The 26,812-nt window shown below is 62.8% G+C and carries 20 protein-coding genes; 11 read left to right on the top strand and 9 right to left on the bottom strand.

The genetic code is table 11. From position 1 onward, the window contains the following. Window positions 1–8 precede the first annotated feature (8 nt). The 3 genes from IEX33_RS06230 (at window position 9) to IEX33_RS06220 (ending at window position 4,028) form a co-directional block, all read left to right on the top strand. On the top strand, window positions 9–1,373 hold the full coding sequence (locus tag IEX33_RS06230; RefSeq protein WP_188728623.1) for a protoporphyrinogen/coproporphyrinogen oxidase: 1,365 nt from the start codon (window positions 9–11) through the stop codon (window positions 1,371–1,373). A gap of 48 nt (window positions 1,374–1,421) precedes the next feature. Beyond that, on the top strand, window positions 1,422–2,306 hold the full coding sequence (locus tag IEX33_RS06225; protein WP_188728621.1) for a dihydrodipicolinate synthase family protein: 885 nt from the start codon (window positions 1,422–1,424) through the stop codon (window positions 2,304–2,306). 288 nt (window positions 2,307–2,594) lie between these two features. Next, a complete protein-coding gene (locus IEX33_RS06220) occupies window positions 2,595–4,028 on the top strand; it encodes an alanine/glycine:cation symporter family protein (protein WP_188728619.1) in 1,434 nt (477 codons plus the stop codon). Window positions 4,029–4,236: 208 nt separating this feature from the next. Here the strand turns inward: IEX33_RS06220 and IEX33_RS06215 are convergent, their stop codons facing one another. Next, a complete protein-coding gene (locus IEX33_RS06215; protein WP_188728617.1) occupies window positions 4,237–5,046 on the bottom strand; it encodes a GntR family transcriptional regulator in 810 nt (269 codons plus the stop codon). Window positions 5,047–5,643: 597 nt separating this feature from the next. Between IEX33_RS06215 and IEX33_RS06210 the strand changes: the two genes are divergently transcribed. After that, window positions 5,644–5,982, top strand: a complete 339-nt coding sequence (locus tag IEX33_RS06210; protein WP_188728615.1) for a cupin domain-containing protein — start codon at window positions 5,644–5,646, stop codon at window positions 5,980–5,982. Next, window positions 5,982–7,307, top strand: a complete 1,326-nt coding sequence (locus IEX33_RS06205) for an MFS transporter (protein ID WP_188728613.1) — start codon at window positions 5,982–5,984, stop codon at window positions 7,305–7,307. Before IEX33_RS06210 ends, IEX33_RS06205 begins: the two co-directional genes overlap by 1 nt. A 434-nt stretch (window positions 7,308–7,741) precedes the next feature. Here IEX33_RS06205 and IEX33_RS06200 read toward each other — a convergent pair whose 3' ends face one another. Continuing rightward, window positions 7,742–9,076, bottom strand: a complete 1,335-nt coding sequence (locus tag IEX33_RS06200; protein ID WP_188728611.1) for a flavin monoamine oxidase family protein — start codon at window positions 9,074–9,076, stop codon at window positions 7,742–7,744. A 396-nt stretch (window positions 9,077–9,472) separates the two neighbouring features. Here IEX33_RS06200 and IEX33_RS06195 point away from each other — a divergent pair, with 396 nt between their 5' ends. The 5 genes from IEX33_RS06195 (at window position 9,473) to IEX33_RS06175 (ending at window position 13,584) form a co-directional block, all read left to right on the top strand. Continuing rightward, window positions 9,473–10,264, top strand: coding sequence for an amino acid ABC transporter ATP-binding protein (locus IEX33_RS06195; RefSeq protein WP_188728609.1), 792 nt, complete (start codon window positions 9,473–9,475; stop codon window positions 10,262–10,264). 7 nt (window positions 10,265–10,271) lie between these two features. After that, a complete protein-coding gene (locus IEX33_RS06190; protein ID WP_188728607.1) occupies window positions 10,272–10,919 on the top strand; it encodes an amino acid ABC transporter permease in 648 nt (215 codons plus the stop codon). Then, complete coding sequence (locus tag IEX33_RS06185; protein WP_188728605.1) at window positions 10,919–11,581, top strand: amino acid ABC transporter permease; 663 nt, start codon at window positions 10,919–10,921, stop codon at window positions 11,579–11,581. Before IEX33_RS06190 ends, IEX33_RS06185 begins: the two co-directional genes overlap by 1 nt. 57 nt (window positions 11,582–11,638) lie before the next feature. Next, window positions 11,639–12,505 carry a substrate-binding periplasmic protein gene (locus tag IEX33_RS06180; RefSeq protein WP_188728603.1) on the top strand — a complete coding sequence of 289 codons (867 nt, stop codon included), beginning with the start codon at window positions 11,639–11,641 and terminating at the stop codon, window positions 12,503–12,505. A 212-nt stretch (window positions 12,506–12,717) separates the two neighbouring features. Continuing rightward, window positions 12,718–13,584: a substrate-binding periplasmic protein gene (locus tag IEX33_RS06175; protein WP_188728601.1), complete on the top strand. Its 867-nt coding sequence runs from the start codon at window positions 12,718–12,720 to the stop codon at window positions 13,582–13,584. A 1,317-nt stretch (window positions 13,585–14,901) separates the two neighbouring features. On the opposite strand, the gene IEX33_RS06170 is transcribed toward IEX33_RS06175, so the two are convergent. Beyond that, window positions 14,902–15,213, bottom strand: a complete 312-nt coding sequence (locus tag IEX33_RS06170; RefSeq protein WP_188728599.1) for a putative quinol monooxygenase — start codon at window positions 15,211–15,213, stop codon at window positions 14,902–14,904. A gap of 363 nt (window positions 15,214–15,576) precedes the next feature. After that, the gene (locus IEX33_RS06165; RefSeq protein WP_188728597.1) at window positions 15,577–16,569 is read right to left on the bottom strand and encodes an isopenicillin N synthase family dioxygenase; all 993 of its coding nucleotides are present in this window, start codon (window positions 16,567–16,569) and stop codon (window positions 15,577–15,579) included. Between the two features lie 239 nt (window positions 16,570–16,808). On the opposite strand from IEX33_RS06165, the gene IEX33_RS06160 reads away from it, so the two are divergent. Further along, window positions 16,809–17,237: a universal stress protein gene (locus tag IEX33_RS06160; RefSeq protein ID WP_188728595.1), complete on the top strand. Its 429-nt coding sequence runs from the start codon at window positions 16,809–16,811 to the stop codon at window positions 17,235–17,237. Between the two features lie 349 nt (window positions 17,238–17,586). On the opposite strand, the gene IEX33_RS06155 is transcribed toward IEX33_RS06160, so the two are convergent. The 5 genes from IEX33_RS06155 to IEX33_RS06135 form a co-directional block, all read right to left on the bottom strand. Beyond that, window positions 17,587–18,456 carry an AraC family transcriptional regulator gene (locus tag IEX33_RS06155; protein WP_188728593.1) on the bottom strand — a complete coding sequence of 290 codons (870 nt, stop codon included), beginning with the start codon at window positions 18,454–18,456 and terminating at the stop codon, window positions 17,587–17,589. A 51-nt stretch (window positions 18,457–18,507) separates the two neighbouring features. Continuing rightward, window positions 18,508–20,871, bottom strand: a complete 2,364-nt coding sequence (locus tag IEX33_RS06150; RefSeq protein ID WP_229675257.1) for a beta-galactosidase — start codon at window positions 20,869–20,871, stop codon at window positions 18,508–18,510. 11 nt (window positions 20,872–20,882) lie between these two features. After that, window positions 20,883–22,223 (bottom strand): cellulase-like family protein, encoded by a 1,341-nt coding sequence (locus tag IEX33_RS06145; protein ID WP_188728592.1) that lies wholly within the window; start codon window positions 22,221–22,223, stop codon window positions 20,883–20,885. Then, window positions 22,220–25,561 (bottom strand): DUF5107 domain-containing protein, encoded by a 3,342-nt coding sequence (locus IEX33_RS06140; RefSeq protein WP_188728590.1) that lies wholly within the window; start codon window positions 25,559–25,561, stop codon window positions 22,220–22,222. The genes IEX33_RS06145 and IEX33_RS06140 overlap by 4 nt, the downstream gene beginning before the upstream one ends. 92 nt (window positions 25,562–25,653) lie before the next feature. Beyond that, window positions 25,654–26,568, bottom strand: coding sequence for a LysR family transcriptional regulator (locus IEX33_RS06135; RefSeq protein ID WP_188728588.1), 915 nt, complete (start codon window positions 26,566–26,568; stop codon window positions 25,654–25,656). Between the last annotated feature and the right edge of the window lie 244 nt (window positions 26,569–26,812).

Below are 26,812 nucleotides of genomic sequence, written 5' to 3'. Positions count from 1 at the left end.
AACATCCCATGAAAGATGCAGTAATCATCGGAGGCGGCCTGGCAGGACTCTCTGCGGCATGGCGGCTCCGGCACTGGGACATCCAGGTCCTGGAGTCCGACTCCAAGAGGGTAGGTGGCCGGGTCATGTCTGAAAAGCGCGGCCCGTACGTGATGAACTGGGGCGGCCACATGTACGCCGGTGGAGGCAGCTCGACCATGGAACTCCTGGCAGAAACCGGAACCCGCTCCATGCGCATTCCTGGGTCACTGCAGGGCATGGCACTGAACGGAAAATTCCTTACCACCGGCCCGGTCATGACCTATCCCTTCCGGTTCCCCATGTCCAACAAGGGCCGCCTGTCCATCATGAAGCCCGGCGCCAAACTCGCACTCGATGTTCTCCGTTACACCCGTGCGGTCGCCGCCCGACCCGGTGAGACCCCCGAAGTGCGCCAGCAGCGCATCTACGACTTCGAGAACGACCGCACCTTCGCCGACTACATTGGCGACCTGTCCGAAGATGGTAAGAAGTTCTTTATCCCGGTCGTCATGCGCTCGGCCGCGGATCCTGACCAGCTGTCCGCCGGCGCGGGCATTGGCTACTTCAGCCTGATCTGGAACATCGGGCAGGGCCTGGGCCGTGCCATCGTTGGCGGGGCATCGACCCTCACCGAAGGAATCGCTCAGACCATCCGGGACAGGGTCGAGCTCGGAGCAGTCGTTGACGAGGTAGTCCAGAACCGCGACCACGTCGTGGTCCGCTACACGCAGAACGGCGTTGCCCATGAGGTCAAGGCCCGCACCGTAGTGATGGCAACCCCTGCCTCGATCACCCACAAGGTAGCGGTCAACCTGGGCGAGGACCTCCGCGAGGCCCTGTCGCTAATCGAATACGGACCGCACGTCGCAGGCGCCTTCCTCACCAACGAGACAAAGCCCATGCCCTACGACGGGACCTACGGCATCGCCGCAGCGGACAAGTCATTCACCGTCGCACTCAACCAAGGCAGCCTGGTCCGCGGAGTGGAGAAGGAACGCCAGCCCGGCGGAAGCATGATGACCTTCTCCCCTGCCAGCATGGGCCGGAAACTGTGGGACGTGGACAACGAAACCATCGCCAAGACCTATATCCAGGATTTGGACGATATCTTCCCGGGCTTTGCCAGCATCGTGGAAGAAGCCCGCGTCGAAAAGTTCGAATTCGGATCCCCGTACTGCTTCCCGGGCAGGGCGAAACTTCAGCCCGTCCTCACCAGGCCATCCAAGCGGGTCTTCCTCGCCGGCGACTACCTTGGCACGCTTTACACCGAAACCGCTATCAGCTCCGGCTTCACCGCTGCCCAAGAGGCCGCCAGTCTTCTGTCTACGGAACAGCAGACCCGGCGCGCCTGAACGGCCGCCCTGCCAAGCATCCCTACTTGCCTTAAGGAACAAAACACTATGTCCAAGGAAATCAGGGGCGTACTCACTGCCCTGTCCACCCCGTTCGGCGACGACGGCGCGATCGACGACGACCTGCTTCGCCTGCTCATTGACCGTTCGGTCAACGCCGGCGTGGACGCACTGGTTGCCGGTGGCGGCACCGGCGAAGTCGCCGCTATGAGCGACGCCGAGCGCATCCACGTCTTTGAGGTCGTCGTAAAGCACACCGCCGGACGGGTCCCCGTCGTCGCCAACGTCGGCGCGCTCACGGCCAAGCGCGCCATCCGTCTGGCCCAGGCTGCAGAAAAGACCGGGGCCGACGTCGTCATGCTCAACGCCCCGTACTACGAGGCGTTGACCATCGAAGAAATTACTCACTACTTCAAGACCGTCACCGGTTCCATCAAGATCCCGGTCATGCTGTACAACAATCCGGGCGTGACCGGAGTGAACCTCGATGCCGAGACCCTGGCCGGCTTTGGCCGTGACATCCCCAACGTCCAGTACGTGAAGGACTCCAGCGGTGATTGGGACCAGGCCCTCCGGCTCATCCACTACTACAGCGACGACATCAAGCTCATCCAGGGCTGGGACAGCTTCAGCTTCAGCGCACTCCTCGAGGGGGCAGCCGGTGTGATGGCAGGTGCAGCAAACGTGGTACCAGACGAAATCGTTGCGGTGGTCCGCGCCCTGCGTGACGGTGATATTGAAACGGCCCGCGCAGCGTGGAACCGGGTTTACCCCGTCATCGACGCTCTGCTTCAGTTGCCCTTCTCCCAGGCGGTCAAGGCCGGCCTGCGGCTGCAGGGGGTTCCGGTTGGGGCGCCCCGTGAACCGTTCCTGGAACTTCCGGCGCAGCATCTCAGCGGCCTGGAACAGGCACTCAAGACACTGAACAGCTAAAGACAACAGCGCTTGCGGCCCGGCCCTGGCATCTCCAGGGCCGGGCCTACCCATGACATCAACAAGATCGTTTTCGCGTCGGCCCCAGCCCGGCCGGTGCCCCTAATGGCTTTAATCAAAACTGAAGACCGCCCTTCGTGAATGCTGGCGTATGAGCACTGCCGCTCACAGCTACAAATTCTTCACTGCTCGATCGATGATGCTCGTCCGACATCGAATGGCGCCCTGCAACGCACAATCATCTGAATTGGAATTATCGTGGAAGAAACACTGTCAACACTCAGCGGTATGCTCTGGAGTCCATTGGCCTATGTGGTCCTTGGCCTCGGCACGCTGTTCACCATCGCAACCTTGGGCGTACAGGTTCGCCGCTTCCCGGATATGCTCCGGCAGATCCGCCAGAGCGAGGGAGGCGAAGGCGGGCTTTCCGCGTTCCAGGCACTTTCCCTGACTCTTGGAGCCCGTGTTGGCGTCGGCTCCATCGCAGGCGTAGCCACCGCGATCGCTGCGGGCGGCCCGGGCGCGCTGATGTGGATGGCGGTAACCGCCCTGCTGGGATCCACGGTTGCCTATGCCGAGGCGGTGCTTGCCCAGACATTCAAGCAAAAGGTCGACGGCGAGCAGCGCGGCGGTATGCCGTTCTACATCAAGCATGGTCTGCGGGCACCCTGGTTGGCCGTGATCGTGGCGCTTATCAGCGTGGTGGGTTACGGATTTATCTTCCCCGGCATTCAGGTCAACAACATCGCATCCAGCGCACACCTGGCCTTCGGCCTCGAGACCTGGGTTACCGGCCTCATTGTCACCGCCATCCTGTTCCTGGTCATCGTCGGTGGAACCAAGCGAATCGTGAACTTCGCCCAGGCGATTGTTCCGACGATGTCCATCGGATTCATCCTGTGCGCCATCGTCATCATCGGGGTGAACATTGACAAGGTTCCGGAAGCGATCACGCTCATCGTGACCTCCGCCTTGGGCATGGATCAGGTGTTCGGCGGCATCGTCGGGTTTGCCGTGCAATGGGGAGTTCGCCGGGCCGTATTTGCCTCCGCCGCGGGTGACGGTGAGGGCACCTATGCAGCGGCGGCAGCCCAGAACACCCACCCGGGCAAGCAGGGAATTGTCCAGGCCTTCAGCATCTACATCACAGTGCTGCTGATCTGCATGGCGACAGGGCTCATGATCGTCGTCTCCGGCATGTATAACGTCGAGGACGGCAAGGGTGGCTTCCTCTTCGAAGGCTACCCGGGCCTGGTTGCCGGACCGAACTTTGTCCAGGCCGCAATCGACACCGCCATTCCCGGGGCTGGCCCCGCCTTCGTGGCTATAGCAGTGTTCCTCTTCGCTTTTACCTCCCAAATTTTCTACTTCTATGTTGCGACGACGAACCTCTCCTTCCTGGTAAAAAGCGAGAAGGCAAAGAACGTGATTGGCGTAGTCCTCAAGTTTGGTGCCCTGGGCATTTCCTTCTTCGGTTCCGTCGCGAACGCAGGGGCTGTTTGGGCGGCTGGCGACGTCGGGTTCGGACTCCTGGCGTGGTGCAACATGTTCTGCCTGCTGCTGCTGTTCCCGGTGATCATCAAGGTGTGCCGTGACTATGACCGCCAACGGAAGATGGGCATTGACCCGGTCTTCGACCCAAAGGCATTGGGAATCCGCGGAGCAGCTTTCTGGGAAGCCCGCGTCGCGGACAGCGAAAAGGACAAGGAATACGTTTCCTAACCAGGGCCACCTGACGCTCCCGTTGGGAGCCGCAGCCTCGCGGCTGCGGCTCCCAACGCCACGCATGCCAGGGCCTGGAGCGAGCAGGCCACGGCCGGACCCGTGAGAGAGGTTTTTGCTCAGTCTGGCAAAACGGCCATGAGTCGGAACAACGAGCTTCCACTCCTGCACGAGAGTCCACTAACGCGCAGTGTGGTGACGAAAGGGGTTACGCCTTGCTTCCCGGAGCAGCTGAAGCAGCCAGATGAGCGGGTCCTTGCCTGACTAGCCGAAAATCGAATGCGCTGGCGAGGTGGTACTCGACGGAGTAGGAAACAGGCATTTCGGCTGCATCATAGTCAACCTGCTTTATCACCAGGCACAAATCAGTTTCTTCAACGCCAAGCACGGACGCCCGTTCCGGTCCTACCAGCGCAGGCTCAAGGTTAGCAATCCCGAAAGTGATTTCAATGCCGCACTCGGATGCCAGGAACGCGTACAGCGACGATCCCAGGTTGAAGGGCCGCCCGTGTAGAAGGGCCGCCGGGAAATAGTCATGTTCGACAGTGACAGGGGAACCGTCTGAGGTCCGCACCCGATACAAATGGATAATTTCGGCGCCGAGATCGATCCCTAAGCGTTCCGCGATCTCTTCGTCAGCCTTACTTTGCCGCCATGACATTTCTGAAATTCCGGGCACGTGTCCGGTGGAAGTGATCAGCTGATCAGCACCTACATTTTGGTGCAGGCTGCTTACCAGTGGCCGAACTGAATTAACGTAGGTCCCGGAACCTCGCCTTCGGCTAATAAGCCCCTCCCCTTCGAGCTGGGCAAGGGCGGTGCGGGTACTGACCCTGCTGACTCCGAGTTCCTCGGCAAGTTGCGGCTCTGATGGCAAACGATCGCCGGCGGACCATGTCCCTTCTGCCAGACGACGCCGCAGTGCCTGCACTGCACGCCCTGCAGCACTAACTCTTTGTGGGGGCCGCTGAGCAGTACTCTGGCTTTCAGCATCACTGGACAAGAGATCTTGTTGCATGTATCACACCTTACCCGCGATGGGACAACTCGCAACTACTACGAGCCGAAATGTCTAGTCCCCGCGGACGTATCTGGAGCCACATCACCCATAAGGGTGAAATCAAACCGGGTTGCGTATCCCGCCAAGCGTGGCTGTAGTCGTTACGAAGTGATCTTGACTTGGCATGTGAGGTGGATTACGTTTAGTAGAGCAAAGTTGTAGGACAAGAAGCTCATTTCTATACCACTTCTCAAGTTATGGACTAGGACCAGCAAAGAGGTTTTATGAAAGCTCTTCAGATGGCTCTGGCCCAATGGGCGGAAATACGCCCAGGCCAAAGGGGCCGTTTGTTCCAGCCGAACGGTGAAGGATACGACGGTATTGTCGACGACTGCAGCCATGATGGTGCCTACATCTGGCTTCTTACCGTTGAAAGCGGTCGAAAGTTATTCCACGCCAGCGACGGCTTCCAGATTACGTCAGCATGACGTCCTTAGCCGCAACACGATTTCTATTTCCGAGGATTGGGTACTTGAGCTCGATTTCCGACAGCGGCTGCCCTCCTCAACTATCGAACAATCCAGCTAACAAAGCGTTTATAAAGGAGTATTTGCTATGACAGCTTCCGCCCCCTATGTTATCCGGCAGAACGAAGCGAGCGTCTTCTACGAAGGCCCGGAACTTTGTAGGGAGTACCTGCGCAACGATGCGATGTGGTTTGGCAGCTCCCTCGTAAATCCCGGCGACACAGGCGCCGTCGACCCCGGCCATGAAGGAGCCTGGGAGGTTTTTTACTGCGTATCGGGCGAGGGCATTATCGACGATGGAGAGAATGAGTATCCCCTGACGGCCGGTGACGCCCTTGCCGTCCCGCCAAGCATCCCCCACCGGATCCATAATCGGGGAACTGAACCAGTATTCATGGTCTGGGCCGGCGGTCCGGGCAAGCCGTAATGAGCCTACAAACTCGACCCAAAAACACCGTAGAGACCGGGAAACGGCGCTTTCTCAACCGAATGATCGCCGTCCTGATTGGCGGGATGCTCCTGGATGGTTACATCCTGGGCATCGTCGGACCGGTTTCCTCTGCCATGGCTGATGAGCTGCAGCTGTCCCCGTTGTGGGAAGGCCTTATTGTTGCCGCTGCCCTGCTGGGAATCCTGGCTGGCTCTCCGCTGGGCGGATGGGCAGCTGACAAGTGGGGACGAAAGCCACTCTTTACGTTCGACATCGCGCTGTTCACGGTAGCTTCGGCCATGCAGTTCTTCATTGACTCGCCAGTGCTGCTGTTGGTGGCGAGGCTTTTGATGGGCATAGCCATAGGCATCGAGTATTCCGTTGGGTGGCCCTTGATGGGCGAGTTCTCACCGACCCGCCTCCGAGGGCGACTTCTGGGTGCCATGAACATTGCTTGGTACGGCGGTTTCATGATGGCCTACCTCATCGGCTACCTACTCAATGAGTACACGGAAATTGGCTGGCGCTTTATCCTGGGAACCAGCACCTTCCTGGCTCTCCTCTTGTTCATCGCCCGGCTCGGCATGCCCGAGTCACCACGCTGGCTTTTCAGCGTCGGCCGACGGGACGAAGCCCGTCTCCTCGCACAGAAGTACCTGCCCGACGACGCCCTCAGCGATCTTGAACATGAGGATGTGCGCAAGGGCAGTTTCGCGATGCTGTTCTCCAGGCAGTACTGGCGCTCGACCTTGTTCATTTCCGGTTTCTGGTTCTGCGCAGTCGCACCCTATTTCGCGATTGCCACCTTCGCGGACAGTGTTCTCCACCAGTATGGACTTGCTGGCGGCCTTGCCGGAGGCGTGGGCCTGTCGGCAGTCGCATTGGCAGGTGTGGTGATCACCTTCTTCCTGATCGACAAATTGGGACGTCGCGTGCTGACCGTACCAACCCAGTGGCTGTGTGCAGTTGTTCTCGCGGTCATCGGCATCTGGGGTGGCGCCCCGCCGGCCGTGGTCCTCGTCCTGTTCCTCGTTTTCTCCTTCTTCAATGCCGGATACACCACGCTGACCGGCGTGTACCCCGCGGAAATTTTTCCTACGGAAATCCGTGGCATAGGAACTGGCTTCGCGACGTCAATCAGCCGTATCGGCGCCTTCGTAGGTACTTTTCTCATGCCGCTGGCTATAGAAAATCTCGGTACCAGCACCACCATGCTGATTGCGGCTGCCGTCGCGTTCGCTGGTGCTGGGCTGTCACAATGGCTTGCTCCTGAAACGAAGGGCATGAGTCTCACCGAGGCTGCTGCCGGTTACACCCACTGAACCGACATCCCGGGATGGGCAGCAAAGAACCGGAGCGGAAGCAGATCCGCTCCGGTTCTTTGCTGCATTTCGCCGAGGTGAGGCAGCTGTGATTCGGCGGCACCCTGACTGCAGTTTCCAGGCAAAGGTGAACGTAAATAGTTAGTACGGCAGGCTACGCTGCCGCTGGCGGCAGCTCCGGCGAGCAGTGCTCACCACCCGGCTTCCCGCCTTCCTGCCTTCCCCGCAGGGAACCCCTCAGGGCGTCCTCCCTGCCGGAGTAAAAGTGGATCAGCTCCCACGCTTCGTCAGGAGACATGCGGCCGTAGCGCTAACGCCGTCCCCAAAATCAATCATGGAAGCGGCGACTACAGCGGGCGCCGGAGTTTTGTTATCTTTCGGGCGGCCAAATCCACGGCGCTGATCCATCGATGATCGGTTGACCGATCCGTTGGCTATCGTGCCGTGGCGAGAGCGCGAAGGACATCGGCGGCCACCCGGTCAGCCTCTGCAAATGCTCCATGGGAACCCGCGGTTGTTGAACTCCAGTCGCCTGCGAAGTGGATGCCCTCAGCCTGTCGGCGAATCTCCGGGAGCGAATCCGCGCGGTCCAGCCCCAACAGTGCAAAGCAATGTTCCCAGGTCTGGACGTAATGGCCTCTAATCCGTCCGCGCAGACCAGGAGCAACGGCGAGGAAGTCTTCCAGCCACCACTCTTCCGCGACGGCGTTCCCGGGGAGTCCTGGCTGGTATCCCACCTGGTTCGCGTAGCACATGAAGTGCACGATCCCGGGAGCGTCATCACTACGCCATCGGCCGGGAGTGGCATTCAGTATGCAGTCGAACCTGCGTCCCACGGTGGTCACCATTCCCCAGTCCCTGTACTCGGGGACATCCGAAACATCTGCGGCTATCACCATCGTGGTGTTCCCAGGAGTTGCCGCCGCCCGGAGCGCCGCCCTCTTCCACTCAGGCAGGTCTGGAACGATTGCTTCTATCAACGGGGCAGGAACTGCCATCAGCACTTGCCGTGCTTCATACTCAGCTTCACCAGCGGGAGTCTGCGCCTTGATGGCAAACACACCGCGAGTGGCATTAATTTCCACGTTCGTCACGGACGTAGACGTACCAACCACTTCAGGGGAAAGTTGTGCGGCCATGGCGAGGACAATGGACTGCATCCCATCGACAAGCAGCCGACGGTTCTGTGTGTCATGCGCGAGATAGCTGGCGAAGTAGCGCAATGCGTACTGGGCGATGATTTCCGTTGGCTCACCGACAGCACCTGCGCGGATGGCCGTCGCAGCGTTGTCACGGACCCTCGGCGACAGCTTCTCCAGCCGTTCAGCAACCGTTACAGTCGCCAAACTATCTGCACGGTCGGTAAACACGCCGCCTGCGGTCATCGCCGCATACTCGTTGACCGAGTCATCCAGGAGTTGCAGCAGTTCAGCACGCTCATTGCCGGTGAGCGGAAGACGCGCCACTACCTCCTTGTTGGTACGCCCGACAGAAGTGCTGCCGTCGAAAGCGATGCCATAGGTCCCGGGTTCGAAAGGAATAGAACCGAGCCCCAGCTCGTCCACCAGTTCGTGCGTCCTGGTACCCACATACACGAACTGCGCACCCGTGTTGGCGACACCGCCGGGGAGGGGGACGCTTTTCGTTCTCCCGCCGACTTCTGCGGAAGCCTCAAGAAGCTTGATTGAAAGACCCGAATTCCGTAGCTGGTAGGCGGTTCCTACACCGGCAGGGCCACCACCAACAATAAGCAGATCGTACACAGCCATTTTGCCTCTTTCAGCGGACGATGATGTGCCGTAGTGGTTCGTACTGCGAAAACTTGTCTAACAACTACTGGCTCTCGAAATGCTATGCCCGCCGACGGTGTCAGTCAATGAAATAGCCGCTCCATGCCGTATAGGATCGCTTTTCTGAGGCCTACTCCTGACGCCTCTGGGTAGGGGTAGACATCTACAGCAGAGTACAAAGTCATTCGAATTTTCAGGCGATAGTAGACAACTTCGCAGTGGCGGACTAGAGTGACGTACGGCACACAGCGTTGTGGGGGACCTAACAGCTGATGCCATCGGTAATGAGCAAGTCGCCCGGCCCTGCAGAGCATGCGGCACCGGCAGCGGACCGCTCAAAGGGTTTATGCGTCCGCTATACGAAGGAAACGAACAATGGGCCTAAGTTTTGGCACGAAAGCTCCCCCTACCGCTCTCACCGGCGAGGTTGTGGTTTCGGGGCTTGGTAAGAGTTACGGTGCGAGCCGGGTGTTGTCCAATGTGAATCTGTCGATGAACGAGGGCGAGGTTGTTTCGATCATCGGGCCCTCGGGAGCAGGCAAGAGCACTTTCCTGCGTTGCCTGAACTACCTGGAAACGCCCACGGAGGGCACCATCGCGATCGGCGGAGCCAAGGTTGTTGCCGGCGGGAAACTGCCGGACAAGGCAAGCCTGGACCACCTCCGGCGAGTCACCGGAATGGTGTTCCAGAGCTTCAACCTGTTCCCGCACCTGACGGTGATGGAGAACATCACGTTGCCCCAGCGCAAGGTCCTCGGTGCCAGCAGGGACCAGGCCGAAGAGGTCGCCAACCGGCTCCTAAAGCGGGTGGGCCTGCCGGACAAAGCCAAGGCGTACCCCGCCCGTCTCTCCGGCGGGCAGCAGCAGCGCATCGCGATCGCCCGCGCCTTGGCGCTGTCTCCGAAGGTCATGCTTTTCGACGAACCAACGTCGGCGCTGGATCCGGAGATTGGCCTGGAGGTCCTGGCGGTCATGCGGGACCTTGCCGACGAGGGCATGACCATGCTGGTGGTCACCCACGAGATGCACTTCGCCCGCGACGTCTCGGACCGGATCATGGTGATGGGCAACGGCGGTGTGCTGGAAATCGGCCCGAGCCAGCAGGTGATGTCGGACCCGCAGAACGAACGCACCCGGCAGTTCCTCAAAGCCGTCCTGGACAGGTGAGAGGGCAATGATTGCAGAACTGCTGCCCGCGGTCGCCCGGGGCGTCGGCTTAACCCTCTATGTCACCGGCGCTTCCTTGCTGATCGGTGGCATCATCGGCCTGGTTCTCGTCGGGGCCGCACGCTCACCCTTCGGCATCGTCCGCGCTGTTGCCACCTTTTACATCAACGTGGTCCGGGTGATCCCCCCGATCACGTGGCTGTTCCTGATCTACTTCGGCCTGCCGCAGTTCGCGCTGCGGCTGACGACGATTCAGGCCGCCATCATTGGCTTCTCCATCATCGCGTCAGCGTTCATGGCCGAAATTTACCGTTCGGGCCTGCTGAGTATTCCGGAGGGCCAGCGCGAAGCCGCCCACGCGCTCGGACTCAGCCCGATCACCACGGTTGGGCACATCATTACACCGCAAGCGTTTAGGGTTGCGCTGCCCGCGATCGCCACCTACGCAATTGGGCTGCTGAAAGACTCCGCCCTGGCCTCCACCATCGGAGTCCGTGAGATCACCTACTACGCCCAGCAAGCCGCGAGGCAGACGCATGAGGGGCTGCTTTCATTCATCGTTGCCGGCGCCCTGTATATCGTGATTAGCCTCGTCGTCGCCGTCGTCGCCCGGCAAGTCGATCTCGGGCTGCGCAAGAAGATCGGAGTGGCGTGATGGACATGCTCACCCAATGGCTCGAATGGATGCCCAACCTGGCCCCGGGGCTGGTGGTCAGCCTCCAGCTGACCGGACTGTCGCTGCTTTTCGGGTTCCCGCTCGGCCTGCTGTTCGCCGTGATGGCCGCGTCGAAAGTCGTCCCATTCCAGTGGATCTCGTTCCTGTTTGTTGAAGTCGGGCGTGGACTGCCGGCCCTGGTGCTGCTGTACCTGCTGTACTTCAGCCTCCCCGACGCCGGCATCACCCTGACCTCCTTGACCACCGCGATCATCGCCCTGAGCTGGAACACCGGCGCCTACGCGTCCGAGTACTTCCGCGCCGGAATCGCTGCGGTGCCACTGGGACAGAAAGAAGCCGCCCTAACCTCCGGCCTCCGCGGCTGGACCGGATTCCGGCTCATCATCCTGCCCCAAGCCCTCCGGATCTCCACCCCGCCCCTGGCCGGCCTCGCCGTCCTCGTCTTCCAAGGCAGCGCCCTCGCGTTCGTGATCGCCGTACCCGAACTGATGTCCAAGGCATTCGAGATCGCCTCGATCACCTTCGAATACCTCAGCGTCTACATGCTCACCGCCGTCATTTACGGATCCCTCACCCTCATCTTCCTCGGCTTCGTCCGCCTGCTGGAACGGCGCCTCGGCCGCCACCTGCAACGCAACTAAACCCGACCTCAAAACCTCCATTGGGCGATACGCCACCGCAAAGAAAGAAAAACAACCATGTCACCAACTCTTCGCACGCTCGTGCGCGTGCTTTCCGCCGGCACCGCGGCCGGCCTGCTCGCCATGTCCCTTACCGCCTGCGGCGGAGAGGAATCTGCAGGACCCGCCGCTGACTGCACCCCGGCACATGCTGACTTGAAAACCGTCACCGAAGGCGAACTCACCGTCGCCAGCTACGACTACGCACCCGTCACGATCCTGGACGGCGAAAACTTCAGTGGCATGGAGGGCGATCTGATCACGGAAATAGCCAAGATGGAATGCCTCAAGCTCACGGTCAGCACCTCAGGCGGCGCAGGCGCTGTGATCCCGTCCGTGCAGTCAGGACGGGCCGACATCGGCTCGGGAAACTGGCTGCGCACCAAGGAACGGACGAAGATCGTCTATATGAGCACGCCTCTGTGGGACGACCCTCAGGCAGTCGTCTCCAAGACCGGTCTCACGAGTGACGACCTGGAGGGCAAGATAGTAGGTTCGGTCGCCGGCAACCTTTGGAACGAAAGCATGCAGAAGTGGCTCGGGGACAAGTTCAAGATCTACCAGGACGACGAATCCATCTACGGGGACCTCAAAGCCGGCCGCATCGACGCGCTCATAGCAGGTGCAGCCGTCGCTAACTACCGGTTCAAAGACAACCCCATCGAGGGTGCCACGGTGATCAACGTCAAGCCGAATCCCAACGTCCCCCAATTCGCTGCAGTGGGCCAGGTCATGCTCCCATCCAGTCTCGACAACGAAGCGCTCGGCAAGGCCCTGGACGAGGACATCAAAAAACTCCGCGAAGACGGCACCATCAAGAAGATCCTCGAAAAATACGGACTCGACCCCGTTGTTGGCGAGCCCGGCGAACCGACCGAACTCTAACCACCTCGCAGCGCTGCTCTTGGGCGACGTCGGAGGTTCTCCTCCGGCGTCCCCGACCAGCGGCCAAAGAATGCCGCGGCGCGGAGGTCGCGGTCGTCACCCCCTCTCAGCACCAAGGCTGCTCGCCGACGCTTCAACTTCGCCTTCGAAACCGAATTCCGTTCCATTCATCCCGGGCGACCTGCCCCCCACTCCGGCAAGGAAGAACAACCATGTCACGAACCCCCCGCACACTCATCCGTGCGCTTTCTGCTGGCACTGCCGCCAGCCTGCTCGCCATTTCCCTCGCCGCCTGCGGCGGCAACGACACCGCCGGGAGCGCATCCGATTGCACGCCGGCACACAGTGACCTCAAAACGATCACCCCTGGCGAGCTCACAGTCGCCAGCTACGATTTTGCACCCGCCACGATCGTGGACGGTGAGACCCTCACCGGCGCAGAAGGCGACCTGATCAATGAGATCGCCAAACTCGAATGCCTAAAGGTCACCGTAACCACCTCCGGCGGCGCCGGCGCGGTGGTTCCGTCCGTAGAGACGAAGCGCGCCGACATCGGCTCTGGAGGCTGGCTGCGCACGACGGCGCGGAAGGAAATCATCTACATGAGCGCGCCGCTGTGGAAGGACCCCCAAGCTGTCGTCTCGAAGGCCGGTCTTACCACCGACGATCTTGAGGGCAAAACGGTTGGATCGGTCGCTGGCAACCTGTGGAATGCCAGCATGCAGAAGTGGCTTGGGGATAGCTTTAAGATCTACCAGGACGACGAGTCCATCTACGCGGACCTTAAGGCCGGCCGCATCGACGCGCTTATGGCCGGGGCTGCGTCCGCCAGCTACCGATTCAAGCAAAACCCTGTCGAAGGCGCCACGGTGATCGACGTCAAACCCAACCCGAACGTCCCCGAATTCGCCGCGGTCGGCCAAGTCATGTTGCCCTCCAGCCTCGACAACGAGGCCTTCGGCAAGGCACTGGACGAGGACATTGAAGAGCTCCGTGAAAACGGCACCATCAAAAAGATCCTTGAGAAATACGGCCTCAACCCCGCAGTCGGCGAACCTGGCGCACCCAGCGAGCTCTAACGAGTTTTATGCTGACTCAGGCGGCGTCGGATACCTCATCCGACGCCGCCTGAGTAGTACTTGATTACCGGGGACCCCTCGGAGGAGGCCCGGCGCCAAGGCGTCGGGCCTTCGCGCACGTCAGGGCCCGACCCTTCTTGCCGCATCACACATAACGACGACAAAGGAGACCTGGACCTTGGCCCGCTTGTACTACCTGAGCATGTGGACACTTGCCACCTCCGGCATCTTGTCCACCCTTCTTGCAAGCAACACGGCCGTCCTTGCCGGCGGCCTTTTGTCATTGTCCGTGGGGGCAGGGGGCCTTACTGCTGGGCTGATGTCCGGCATCGACTTCCACCCCCGCCGGCGTGCTGCTCGGGGCCGCCAACTTTCGAACCGAGTTCGGTAGCCGCACGGTTGCCACCGTGGAAGGGATACCCCAGCGACACAGCCCGCGGGCAGCGCTTACTAGCTTTTTGCCATCCTGTGATCCCAACCTGGGGGCGGTCAGCCGTCAGTCCAGCAGCCCGCCCGGAGGTCCGTTAGCTGACAAGTTCCAGGACCTCATCCTGACGGTGAAAAGGCCGCAGAAAAATGACTCTCCCACCAAAAGCGATCGGGACGGGACCGCGACATCGGCCTAAACCTCGGATCAGTCCTACGCATCTGGTCATAAACCCAGTACACGTTTGCTGCACCTACTGCTCGGGCAAGGTTGGCTGAAGGAGGATGGGCGGTACCGCCGACTGTCGGCACCCGACCAGCCCCGGCATGCGACCTGCAGTCCTGATCTTGCAGTCTGGCCTGCAGGCAGGAATCACCATATATTCGCCTAAAGCGCCTATCTGGCCGTACAGCCAGCGGGCCCAGCGGTATCTATAGGACCTGGCCGCCCCCCGTGACGTCATCGGGATACAGCGGACCGGGCATTATGGCGTTCAAAGGCAGGCTTGCGGGTCAAAGCGTGGTTTGGACAGCCCCACGGGCCCTGTCCGGCGGGAACTGCTACCGCTTCCCGCTTCGTTAGGCATTGAACTTGGACATCAAGGACAATCCTGCTCACCTTTTGCTGGAGTACTGGGCTACAGAGACTCGAAACCTCTCCGCCCTCCTGTCCGGCGGGCAGGGGCAATCTGCACAGTGGGCGGGTGAAGCGGGCCATGAGGGGGTCAGGAGAGCATTAGTTGGGACGAAGAAGACCTCCGTGCGGTAATGGACTCCAAAGAATTCAATACCGCACGGAGGTCTTCTTCGTGCCGCCTAACCACCCGAGCGTCAATAGTGTCCGTATCCATCCAGGTGGACATTGCAAGGCATCCGCCATGCTTTGGGCCGTTAGGGTACTTCGTAGGGCAATGGTTCGGATGTATAGGTAGAGACACTTCTCTGCTCCAGCCGCGGAAGGATTTGGCCAGGCGCTATCGAGAGGTAGTGGGGCGTATGGCAGTGGAGGTCGAAGTCCTCCTGCGACCGGTAAGTCTCGAGAGTTGTGATCTCCCGGTGATCTTCAAGACCTTGGTACACGTCGTAGGACAAGTTACCCGCCTCTTTGCGGGTAGCTTCTGCCATGAGCGCCAGTAGTTTCAAGACTTCGTCCGAGGCATCGGTGTAAGTCCGGTACCGGGAGACAACGTGGAGGTGGGTCATTTCTTCCTAAGGACGAACGGGGAACAGAATACAGAGGCCCGACTGAAGACCGTATCGTTCCTAGCGGGTGGACCAGCTGTAGGACGGCGTGGTTGCGGCAGTAAGAATTAATCGGGTCCGGCTGCCGGTAGGCGATCCCTGCTGGTCACGTAAAGCTGCTTCAGCGTGCAGGGGCCGCCAGCAGAGCCCATCGCACGTCCCCCAAAGTGCGAGTCAGCATTAGGTGCGGGACGCAGGAGGAGCCACGCTAAGTTTGCACCTGGAGATGTCTCACGCGGTTACCTCCGCGCGGCTGTAATCACTTTCTGTGCTCCCAGGCGGCGGGGTGCCGAAAGAGCTTTTCGGCACCCCAGACCCAACGTGCTAGGAAGCTGAAGTGAGTTCCTTGTCAGTTTCCTGCAGGTGGGGGTAGACGTCCACAAAGCGGCCGTACTTGTACTCACCACATGTGAAGGGCGCGGTCTCGGAGAGGTTGTTTTCGTCTTTGCAGGTCGGGACGACGTCAACAACGGCTGTGTAATCCAGGTCGATGAAGAACGGGATGGAGTAGCGGGCGACTCCGCTGGTGTTGATGACCCGGTGCAGGGTGGAGGAGTAGCGGCCGTTTGTCATGGTCTGCACGAGATCGCCGATGTTGATGACGAAGGCACCTTCGATCGGCGGGGCGCTGATCCATTCGCCTTCGCTGTTGCGTACCTGCAGGCCGCCGACGGCGTCCTGGGAAAGGATGGTGAGGAAGCCGTAGTCGGTGTGGGCGCCGATGCCGATTTCTGCTTCAGTGACCTCGCCCTGCTGGGACGGGTAGTGCAGGAGGCGCTGGATCGTGATCGGGTGTTGCTGCATCTTCTCGAAGTAGTCGGCGGGAAGGTCCAGGCTTATCGCGAAGGCGCTGACGAGCTTGCGGGCCAGCGCCATCATGGCGTCATGGTATTCCTCGCAGGCTTCCTTGAACCCGGGAAGTTCCTCTTCGGTGGGCATGGGGTTCGGGCCGAAGAAGGGCGAAACCTTTTCCTCGTGGACACCGTAGTCGAAGACCTCCTTGAGGTCGCGAGTTTTCTTCGGGTCAGCATTTTCACCGTACGGCGGGATGTAACCGCGAAGGGTCGGTCCGGACTTGGCGACGTGAAGGCGGTCCTTAATTTCCTGCGGCAGCTCGAAGAACTCCTTGGTGGCCTTGTAGACGCGGTCAATCAGCTCCTGCGGAACGCCATGGTTTTTGACGTAAAAGAAGCCGACCTCCTCGCATACCTTGCCGACCTTGCGTGAGACGCCTTCGGCGTCGGTGCCGTTGACCAGGTTTTCAATGTCGATAACCGGGATCTCACTGAACGCGATCTGCTTGCTGGCAATGCTCATGGGAGCTCTCCTTAAGAGCTGGGGGAAAATTTCACTGGCGACCTTCAGGAATCTTCCTGCGGTGCCTTCATATAAAAAGTGTGGTCTCCGTCACCGAAAAGGACAAGCAAAGGATTTCTAAGAAAACTGTGTAAAAGATTTTCACAATGCAATGAGACTTTCCTGATGGGCCGAGGCCGTTGAAGCCATGTACGGTAGGCCTCATCACCGCCGTGGGAACAAAGCAAAGGAGCACGCGCATGACTGGAACTGTTGTCGTAGGGGTTGATGGAAGCCCAACGGCGAGAAAAGCAGCGGAGGCTGCTAGGGACCTGGCCGCAGCACTCGGCGCGACTCTTCACGTGGTCTCAGCTTTCGATGGAGACCGTACCGAGCGGTTCGGCAGCGGCAGTGACAAGTGGCTTGTGTCAGATGCTGACAAGGCCGAACATGTCGCCAGGACCGTGGCAGACACCTTGGGCGGGGACATCAGAATCACATACTCTGCAGCCTCCGGCCGCCCGGCAGACGCAATCATTAGGGAAGCTATTCGCAAAGAAGCCCGCGTAATCGTCGTGGGCAACCGCAGAATGCACGGCATCGGGAGGGTTCTAGGCAGCGTGGCCAACAGCGTGGCTCACAACGCGCCCTGCGACGTCTACATCGCCAACACGTACGACGCAGACTAACCCCAGGGCCGGCGGAATCCTCTCCCTGATCCTGATTCCGTCGTGATCTGGTCAGAACGAACCGCCCGCACTCCATTGGAAACCCACAATCACCGAATAAGCCCGGAGAAGATGACTCACCCCGACTGATTGTCAGGGTTAGTGCGTTAGGGCACACCCCAACCTGACGTCAGGTTTGCCCGACAAAAGCGTCAGATTGGGATCCATTTCAGGCATTCCAGACATACCTTGGGGAGGGCCTCAGGCCTCAACCTGACACCCACTTCAACCGGCCTCGAGCCACACGTCGGTGAAGACAGCAGGCCCGGGCAGCCTCGCGGAGAGGCACAGGAAGCCACTCCCCACAGTCTCAGCCCTTCCGTTCCGCCCGGTACGCGCTGGGGCTTACCCCGTGCAGCCGGCGGAACTGGCGCGAGAAGTAGAACTGGTCTGCCAGCCCGATCTCCCGGCCCACCTCCGCAATCGTCAGGTCTGTTGTGTCGAGCAGGAGCCGGGCCCGGGCCATCTTCAAAGCTGTGTGATGGGCCAGCACGCCCCCGCCCGTCGCCTCCCGGAACAGCTTGCTCAAGTGCGACGGCGAAACACCCACCACCCTGGCCAGGTCCGGTATCCGGATGGCGCCGTCCACCCGGTCCTCGAGGAATTTCATGGCCTGCTGCAGCGGCGTCCCCTTTTCCGGGAGACGGCGGTCCACCGCCAAGGTAGCCAGCAGCTTCCAGGCCATCCCGGCCGTGGCCACCAGGCGGGCCGGCGACTGGTCCTGCTCCAGGGCAGTGATGATCTCGTCCAGCATGGCGGTCAGCCGGTCCACCGCCACGAGCGGAATGATGGGCCGGCCGGCGCTCACCCCTGATTCTTCAACGAGTTCGGCAACATCGGAGCCACGGACGTGGCACCACCAGATGGTCCAGGGGTCCTCAGCAGAGGCACCGTACGCATGAGCTTCACCGGTGTTGCCGGGAAGTACGACGGCGGTTGCCTTGCCGACGTCGTACCGCGCACCGCCGGTTTCCACCCACCCCGCTCCCGCGACACAGAGGATGACGATGGTTTCCTCCGCGCCCTGGGGACGGTACCGTCCATGCTCCCCGGCGGCCGGAAAGACGCCGGCGTCCGTGACCACCAGCCGTCGTGTGATGGGACGCTCCAGAGCCTCCCGGACCAGGGGCCGGGGAACAACCACCAGGCGCTGGTTGGGGAAGCCCGTTGCCCGCTCCACCCCGCACTCCTTCCGCCACGAAGTGTCCATGCTATGGCACAAAGCGGCAGCTCAGGCGGGGTCCTCCGTCCACCCGGTCCACTGGAGGAGCTCCACTCTGTCCAGCGAAACCAGGTCACCGGCAACCGCATCCCGCCGGCACTGCGCCTCGGCCGGCAGCCCCACCTGGGCATCCTTGGCGAGCGGCAGGATCTGGAACCGGACGTCCGAGCCCGGGCGTATCCCGGCGTCGTTGGTTTCGATGATCCATGGAGAACCATCCCAGAACCTGTCCCCCACTACGGTCCCGTCAACCACCAGGCGGGCGACATCCCCGGCCCAGGAAACCTCCAGTTCCGTATGGTCCCCGGACAGGTCCGCCCCCGCCACGTCCACCGCATAAACAGCTGCCAGCTCGTCAATGTCCGCCTCCGCGGGCGCGGCAGCGCGGCCCGCCAGGGAGCCGAAGGACTCCGGGACGGGCTTCGCGGCGCGGATCCGCTCGGCAGGCAGCGTCCGGCGAAAGGGTTCAGGCTTCAAGGTGCCTGTCCGCACGTCCTCGAACAGGCCGGTCGCGGTGGAGTAGCGCCGAACGGCGGGTTCTCCCTGCGACCTACCGGCCAGGCGGCCATCCGCACCAACCCAGAGCGGGTCTGCGGACAGGACCAGCTGCCGCCCCTGCGGTGTTTCCAAAGCCCACGCCTGGCTGTCCAGATGGGAGGGCAGGACAAGAATGGCCAACGAGCCGGCGTCCGAGCTCGCCGTCAACGTGACCGGACCGCCGCCGTCAACGGCGTACACGCCCCCATCCAGCGCGGTTGCCGGACCGTCCAGAACGGTTCCTTCCGGCAGGCACAGCTGCGGCACTATTCCTGCCTCGGCAGCGAGGACCAGCGTGGGCGCACCATCCGGGTCCAGCAGTGTGAAGGCCGACGCCGTTGCCCATCGAAGGCGGACACCTGCCATTTCCAGATTAACGGGCCAGCGCGTGATGGTTCCGGCAGGAATGGTGAGGCCCCCGCGCGGAAAAATGAGTGTTTCCCCGTCCAGGAGGAGCCTGAACTGGGCTCCCGGACAGTCCGGCAGCGGGATGTGCGGCTGGTGCCAGGTGATGAACAGGAAGCCGGACCGGCCGTCCGAGCGCATGGCCCAGCGGAGCGTGGCCGCGTCATCAATGCTTGCGGGAAGGTCATCCGGCAAGGTGGACGGCATCGGCGCGAGCCGGGCACCGAACGCCCCCAGGAAGGCGTGCTGCTTCCGCAGCTCTGCGAAGCTGGGCGCCAGCCTTCCGGCCGCACCAATGGGCGCGTGGAAGTCGTAGTCAAACACCGGAAGATCGTTGGGGTAGCCGGTTGCCTGGGATTCCTGCAGCCCGCCTGGCGGATTCGTTCCGCCGGTGAACATGTAATAGCCCTGCCACGCGGAGCCACTGCCGATCTTGTTGTTGGCTACCGCCGCAACATCCTTTCCGCTGGGCCACGGCCGCCGCTGGTAGGCCGTTGCCATGCCGCCGGTGAGTTCGCACGTTGCCGGCGGATACAGCGTGGACGGGGAACGGGACGGTGCCGCGCCGCTACCCGAGAAGTGTTCACGCAGGTCCGCACCGATCCCCGGGTCATCCCACTCATGGCTGAAGAAGTAATGCTCCCGGAAGGTGGGGTCCCACGGGGCGTCGGCATCGACCCAAAAGCCGTCCCCGTAGCCACCGAAGACCGGCATGACGTCGTCCTCCGGGATGTCGGCTGCACCCCACGCCGTTGCCGTCCAGATCGGTGCGCCCAGCCCTGCTGCCCTGGCCAGTTTCTTGAGCTCGGTGATGTGCCGGGGCTGGTTGTACAGCTCATTTTCCAGCTGGATGCCAATGACGTTGCTGTCCGGGCCGGTGAGGCCGTCCAGTTCCATGCCGATGCAGTTGAACCAGCGCTCCACCATGGCCAAGTAGGCGGGGTCATTGGTCCGGTGCGCCACCGGCGCGGCCTGCACCCAGTCCGGGAAGCCGCCGTTGCGGACCTCGCCGTGGCACCAGGGGCCCAGGCGCAGGACCACGTCCAGGCCAACGTCAGTGCAGAGCCGGACGAACGCAGCCACGTCCAGGTTGCCGTCAAAGCGCGCCTCGCCCTCGGCCGGCTCGTGATGGATCCAGAAGATGTAGCACGCCACCACGGTGATGCCGCCGGCCTTCATCAGCCGCAAGCGCTCTTCCCAGCGGGACCGGGGCAGGCGGCTGTAGTGCAGCTCCCCGGAGACCGGCACTGCAGGGACGCCGTCGTGTTCCATGTACTGGCTGGTGAGCCGCCACCTCTTGTGACGGTCATCTGTGTTGCTCATGGGCGGGAACTGCAGTGCCAGTTCATGCGGCCGGTGCGCGGCGCTAAGCATCCCGGCGCCGGGCTTGCTGGTGTTGGGCATCCCAAGGGTGACGTGTTCGGTTGGCATGGACAGTTCCTTCAACTTGTGGGGGCGGTAAGGATGCGGCGGTTCATCCTGAGTTGCCACGCTTCGTCGGCCCACAGGGGGTGGTGCGGGGCGGCATTGGAACAGAGGACCATCCCCCAGACACCGTGGTCCAGCGCCGCACTGATGCCGCGCTCGGCGAGGTCCCGCCCCACAGGGCCTTCCTCGAACGTCCCATGGAGGGGCGTGTAGCCGATCCAGCCTTCACCCACGACGGCCGGGACGTCCTTCCAGCGCGCCCAGGCGGCGATGGCGATGACACGCGACTCGATCTCCCGCCGCATGACCTCCCTGTACTCGCCATACCCGTTGTACAGCCAGGCGTCCCACGCGTCCGGATCGATCCAGTCGTACCCGTAGAACATCTGGTCTGTGACCACCGTTGCCCGGTATTTCCACTCGGCCAGCCGCCCGTAGTCTGCCGCCGAGGGTGCTCCGGGCCGCAGCAGGGCGGCCAGGGCAGGGTTGGGAAAGGCAGGGTTGGGGAAGCCGGCGGCGCCCTCGGACCTGATATCGATCTCCTGCTGGAGGGCGTCCAGCACGCCGTAGCTGTAGACGTGGAACTGCGCTGCTCCCAGCCCGTCCGGGACTGTGTGCATGGCCAGGTGCGGGGGCTTGCCATAGCTCGCGGTCACCAGAAGGTCAGGGTGGAGTTCCCGCAGGCGCTGCAGCTCCTTGGTGCCGCCCTCCGCGAGCGCGGGCAGAATGGAGAAGTCCACCTCGTTATGCAGCTCCACCATGGCGATCCGGTCCCGGTGGCCCGCCGTTGTCAGCGCGCCGATGAGCCGGTCCCAGGAGTCCGCGAGGACCCGGTACCTGTCCTGCAGCGGGACGGCGTCGATCGCCTCGAACCACCGCGGGGAACGGGCAAAGGCCGGCGACTGCTGGTACTCCCAGCTGGCGGGGATCACCACCAGGCCATGGCGGGCTGCGGCGTCGAAAAGCTCCAGCAGCCGCTCCCGCAGGTTGAGCCGGTAGCCGCCGGGCGCGTCGTACCAGCGCGTGCCGCGGCCGTAGAAGCCGCCGTCCGGCGCCGTTCCGAGCCCCTCGATCTCCAGGTCAGCGGCCAGATCGTCGAGGCCGAGGGCACCGAAGAGGAGCAGCGGCGCAGCGCAGATGCGGAGGGTGTTGTACCCCAGCTGCGCAGCCTTCGCGCAGGCAGCATCCAGGCTGGCGTACGGGCCGCCATCTTCGGCCCGCGTGTACCAGGAGAAGTCCCAGAGGGTGATGGTCAGCCGGGAAGGAAGGTGCGACGGCGGTGCGCCCGTCAGGGATGCGGCGTCAGTGTCGCGATCCACGGTTCCGGAGCCGAGGTATCTCGGTGCGTCGGTCAAGAGTTTGCCTTTTCTTTGAGGTGGGAGCGGCCTTCTGCGGCCAGCGTGCGCAGGAGTGCAGCTGCTTCGAGGCGGGCGCCGGCCGCGTCAGTGGTGAACAGCAGGAGCTCGGGCAGGGATGTTGCAAAGTAGTCGGGCACTGCGGGAGCGGTTTCCAGTTCCTTGGCCCGGGCGTCGAGTTGTTGCCAGATCCGTTCGGCGTCAGCGCGCCTGCCCAGCCTGCTGCAGGCGACGCCTTTCCAGTAGTCGGCGGGTTTTGCCGGAGCGGGGCCGGCGGCAAGCGGGGAGCCTTCCCGGCAGGCGTGGTTCCATGCCTCGGCTGCCGCTTCAGCGTCCCCTGCCCGGCTGAGGGCGTCCCCCAGCGCCACCAGCCGTCCGGCCAGGCTCCCGGCAGGGTGCCGCCCTTCGCCCAGGTTCGCGGGCGCCTCCATGCCCTTCCGCAACAGGTCGACGGCCGCCGTCGGACTCTGCTCCGTGAGCGCGCGTGCAACCTCCACGGAGGCGCGGTCATAGGCCGCCAGGGCCAGTCCTTCGCCTCCCTCGAACGGCTGGAAGTTGCGGGTGGTCATGATACCCAGGGCTTCGTCCGCCCGGCCGGCGTCAACCAGCAGGTTGGCATAGAGGAGGGTCAGGTCGTCGCGGTGGAGGACGGCGGGGCCGTGCCGTTCAATGGCGTCGAGGCGCTCCTGGACTGGCGCACCCCGGAGGCCGGCCAGGACGGCACGCTCGAACACCAGCCGGGCATCATCCGGACTGAGCTTCAGGGCCTGCCCAAAGAAGGAGTCCGCTGCTGCCGCGTCCCCGCCGGTGTTGATGTGGGCGATCGCGGCGTTCCGCCACACCACGGGGTCCTCCGATCCGCTGGCCATGGAGGCCTGCAGATGGGCAAGCGCTTCCGGGGTTCGGCCGCTGTCCAGCAGCCAGCATCCCAGCAGCCCGTGTGCCACCGCGTCTTTGGGATAAGCCTGGAGGGCGCGCTGCAACGCGTCATAGTGGTCCAACCCATGGGGGAAGGCATAGGTGGTGTCGCTCCGCCGGGCAGCAGCGCGTTCCCGCGATGCCGCTTCCGGGTCCAGCAGCTCGTCCAGCCAGCAGGCCCGGAGGTAGCGGCGGAGGGGTTCCGGGTTGCCGAACCCCTTGTTGCCGGACCGGGCAGGCTCCTCCGTCAGGTCCAGGGCACGCTGCCACTGGCCCGCGCCGGCCAGCCAGCATGCCACGGTCAGGGAGGTCTTGGGGTCCGAAACGTCCAGGGCGCCGTCCAGGGCCAGGGCCACAGGATCCAGTGGGTCGGCGCTGCGGATGTGCTGGAGCTGGCGGGCGGCCTCATCCAGGCGCCCCGCCTGGCCCAGTGCAAGGTGGAGCAGGTGCTTGGCCGCAGGGCTGGCCGGGTCCAGGCCCAGCGCCGCTTCGGCCTGCCGGAGGGCTTCGGCCGGCTTCCCCGACCGGAGGGCCAGGCGCGCCAGCGCGAGGCGGGCCGGATGCGCCCAGGCCCTGTCCCAGGCGGCCTTCGCAAAATGTTCGGCGGCTTTCTCCGGTTGCCCGGTACGCTCCAGCACCAGGCCGAGCCGGTAGCTGGCCTCACCGCTGGGCGGATTCAGGTTGCGGCGGGTCAGCCGGGCCAATGCGTTCTCCAGCAGCCTCCGCGCTTCCGTGTACTGGCCGGTGGCGTATCTCGCTGCACCCAGTGCGATCGATGCGCCCGAATCCATGGGGTCCCGCCGGAGCATCTCCTCGAAATAGGGCAGGGGCGATCTGGTGGGGTGCCGGTTCTGGGCCAAGTGTGTGGCGGTGACGTAGAGCTCGTCCTGGCTTTCGATCTCCGCCGGACGACCGGGCTCGGTGGCCACCCACGGCTCCTCCCGGACATCGCCGGACAGGGCATCACAGGACGGGGCATCGCCGGACGGGGCATCACCGGGCCGGGCCGGGGACCATGCCAACAGCTCCGCTCCCCCGTCAAGGACCCGGACCGTGAGGTCGGCGGCCTCCGCCCGGCCGTCAAGCTCACACACTTCCGCGAAGGGGTGGGCCGGGGAGATCCGGGCATTCCAGGACCGGACGGCCTGCCCGCGGTGTTGAAGCACCACCGTGGCATTGGCCCGGTCCGCCGTGCTGGAGACCCCCACTGCGGCGTTGCGTCCGGCGTCGTCCAACTCGAGTGAGACGGCGGCGTCGAGGTTCGCCTGGTGCGCCGGGCCCATCCTGCGGATCGGATACCAGAACTCGCTGAAGGTGCGGGTCTCCCCGGGGGCGAGGTAGCTGAAGTCGGGCTGGTTGTCCGTGAAGACGCCCGACATCAGCTCAACGTAAGGGCCGTCGTCGTCCGTTAAGTGCGCGTCCCAAGCCCTGCCCACCGGACCGTTGCCCCACGCCCACTGCTTCTTGCCCGGGGAAATGCCGCGGTCCGCCCAGTGGACGAACCCGGCACCCGCCTCATGGTCGTAGCCGCCGAAGAAGCTGTCCTTAGTGTCGGTGACCATGTAGGAGGTGGGGACGGGAATGTTGGCGTAGAAATCAATGCGGTCCGCTTCCGGGCTGCCCTCCCCTGCCAGGGCGGGGTAGTCCACGCCGTAATAGGGGCGGTCCGCGCGGGGGAAAGCCGTGATGGCCCGGCGGGCATGGTCCGCCACGTAGCGGACATCGGCCGGGAAGAACGACTGGTATTTGTCGTGGACGCGGGCCGCGGCGTTCGCCCACCAGAGGAAGGTCTGCGGCAGATCCGTGCAGTTGTAGAGCCGCGCCTCCACCTCGATCAGCGAACTGCCCGGGCGGAGCCGGACCCCGTGGGTCCCCCGCATCCGCTGCAGCGGATCGAGGTCGCTGTGCCACACCACCACGGCCCCATCAGCGCCGCGCTCGATGGATGTTTGCACGGGAAGGAACGTTGCCGGGCGGTGGTGCTGGGGCCAGTTGAATTCCACGCCACCTGAGATCCAGGGCCCTGCCAGGCCCACCAGGCCGGGCTTGATCACGTTGTTCCGGTAAAAGAAGTCGTACCCGGCAGTCTTGTCGAAGCCGATGTGGATGCGTCCTCCGATCTCCGGCAGCAGCATGATCCGGAGATATTCGTTCTCCAGGTGGATCGCCTGCCAGAGCCGGGGTTCCTTCGAGCCGGCGATGCTGTCAATGAACGGCATCGGGTAGACCTTGCCGCTGGACCCCTGGTACACGCGGCGGTCCAGGAACATCGGGTACCGGTCCGGCACGCCGGGCGCATAGGTATCGATGGACACCGGCTCGCTCCAGCAGGCAACGCCGCCAGCCTCCAGGACAGCCCGTTGGTCCGGCGGCGCATCGGGCAAATGAATCTGGCTCTTGAGGTCGTTAGCGTCCGTCACCTCTTCACACTATGAACAAAAATCCCGGCTTTCCATGGCAGAAAAACGCAACTATATGGACGATCTTCGTCGCGCCCGCGCCCCGCACGCCTTCACCGGAAGTCGGCCGTCGCGTCCTTTGCAACCTCCAGGAGGGTCGTCTGGAAGGCAATTTCGGCAGCAGCACGGACCCTGTCATGACGGTGTGCCAGCAGGACCCGCCGGGACGGGGCCGACGCGCCGAGCGAAACGATGCTCACGCCGGGGTGTTTATTGACGACGGCGGTGCGGGGCGCCAGCGCGATGCCCAGGCCAACACTCACCATGGCCTGGGCTTCCTGGTAGTCATTGGCATGGAAGGCGATCCGCGGCGTAAATCCTGCAGCGCTGGCACTGCGCTGCAGGACCTCCACTACGGGGTGTTCCTGGCCGCGGACAATCCACTCCTCGTCCGCCAGGTCCGCCATGTCCACCTGCTTCCGGCGGGCCAGGCGGTGGTCCTTGCCGACGATCAACGCTGTTGAGTCTTCGAACACCGTAGTCAGCGCAAAGTCCTCCGAATTCATCCGGTTCCATTCGTAGTCCCACAGCAGGGACATTCCCACCTGGCCGTTCTCCAGCATCTCAATCAGGTCCTCGAACCTGCTGCTACGGACGTGCAGCTCGATGGCCGGGTACTCCTTCTTGAACTTGCTGATGACGACGGGGAGGAAGGAACCTCCCAGGGTGGGAAAGGTTCCCATGGTGAGGCTGCCCCGATTAAGGCCGGCGATTTCCGCAAGATCCGCCTCGGCCGCTGCCATCTGCCGGAGGATGCGGCGGGTGTGTGCGGCCAGGACATGTCCGGCATCCGTGGGGACCATGCCGCGGGTCTGCCTCTGCAGAAGGGGCTGACCGATTTCGGCTTCCAGGCGCCGGAGCTGCTGGGACACCCCGGAAGGCGAGTACACGTGCTTCTCCGCCGCAGCGGTGATTGACCCTAGTTCAACAACATCAAGCAGCAGTTCGAGCCTGCGGACGTTCAACATGGCGGCCTTCCGATTGAAGCGTTTATTACATACCCCCCACTATTGTAATTCAATACTTCATGCACAGCGGAATGTGGCGCCCCTGCTGACGTGGTGCGCGCCAACCGCCCGCAGGAAGCCGGGAAAAGACGCTCCAAAAGGTCTTTTGATTGAATAAAAAGTGCATAGTGGTGCACAATCTGGCGTTTGAAATTCATACGAGGCTCGGATCACACTGGTGAATGCCGATACGGCGTGATGGCCC

The sequence above is a fragment of the Pseudarthrobacter scleromae genome, from assembly GCF_014644515.1.
Classification (GTDB): Bacteria; Actinomycetota; Actinomycetes; order Actinomycetales; family Micrococcaceae; genus Arthrobacter; species Arthrobacter scleromae.
This window is presented reverse-complemented; position numbering and strand designations above follow the sequence as displayed.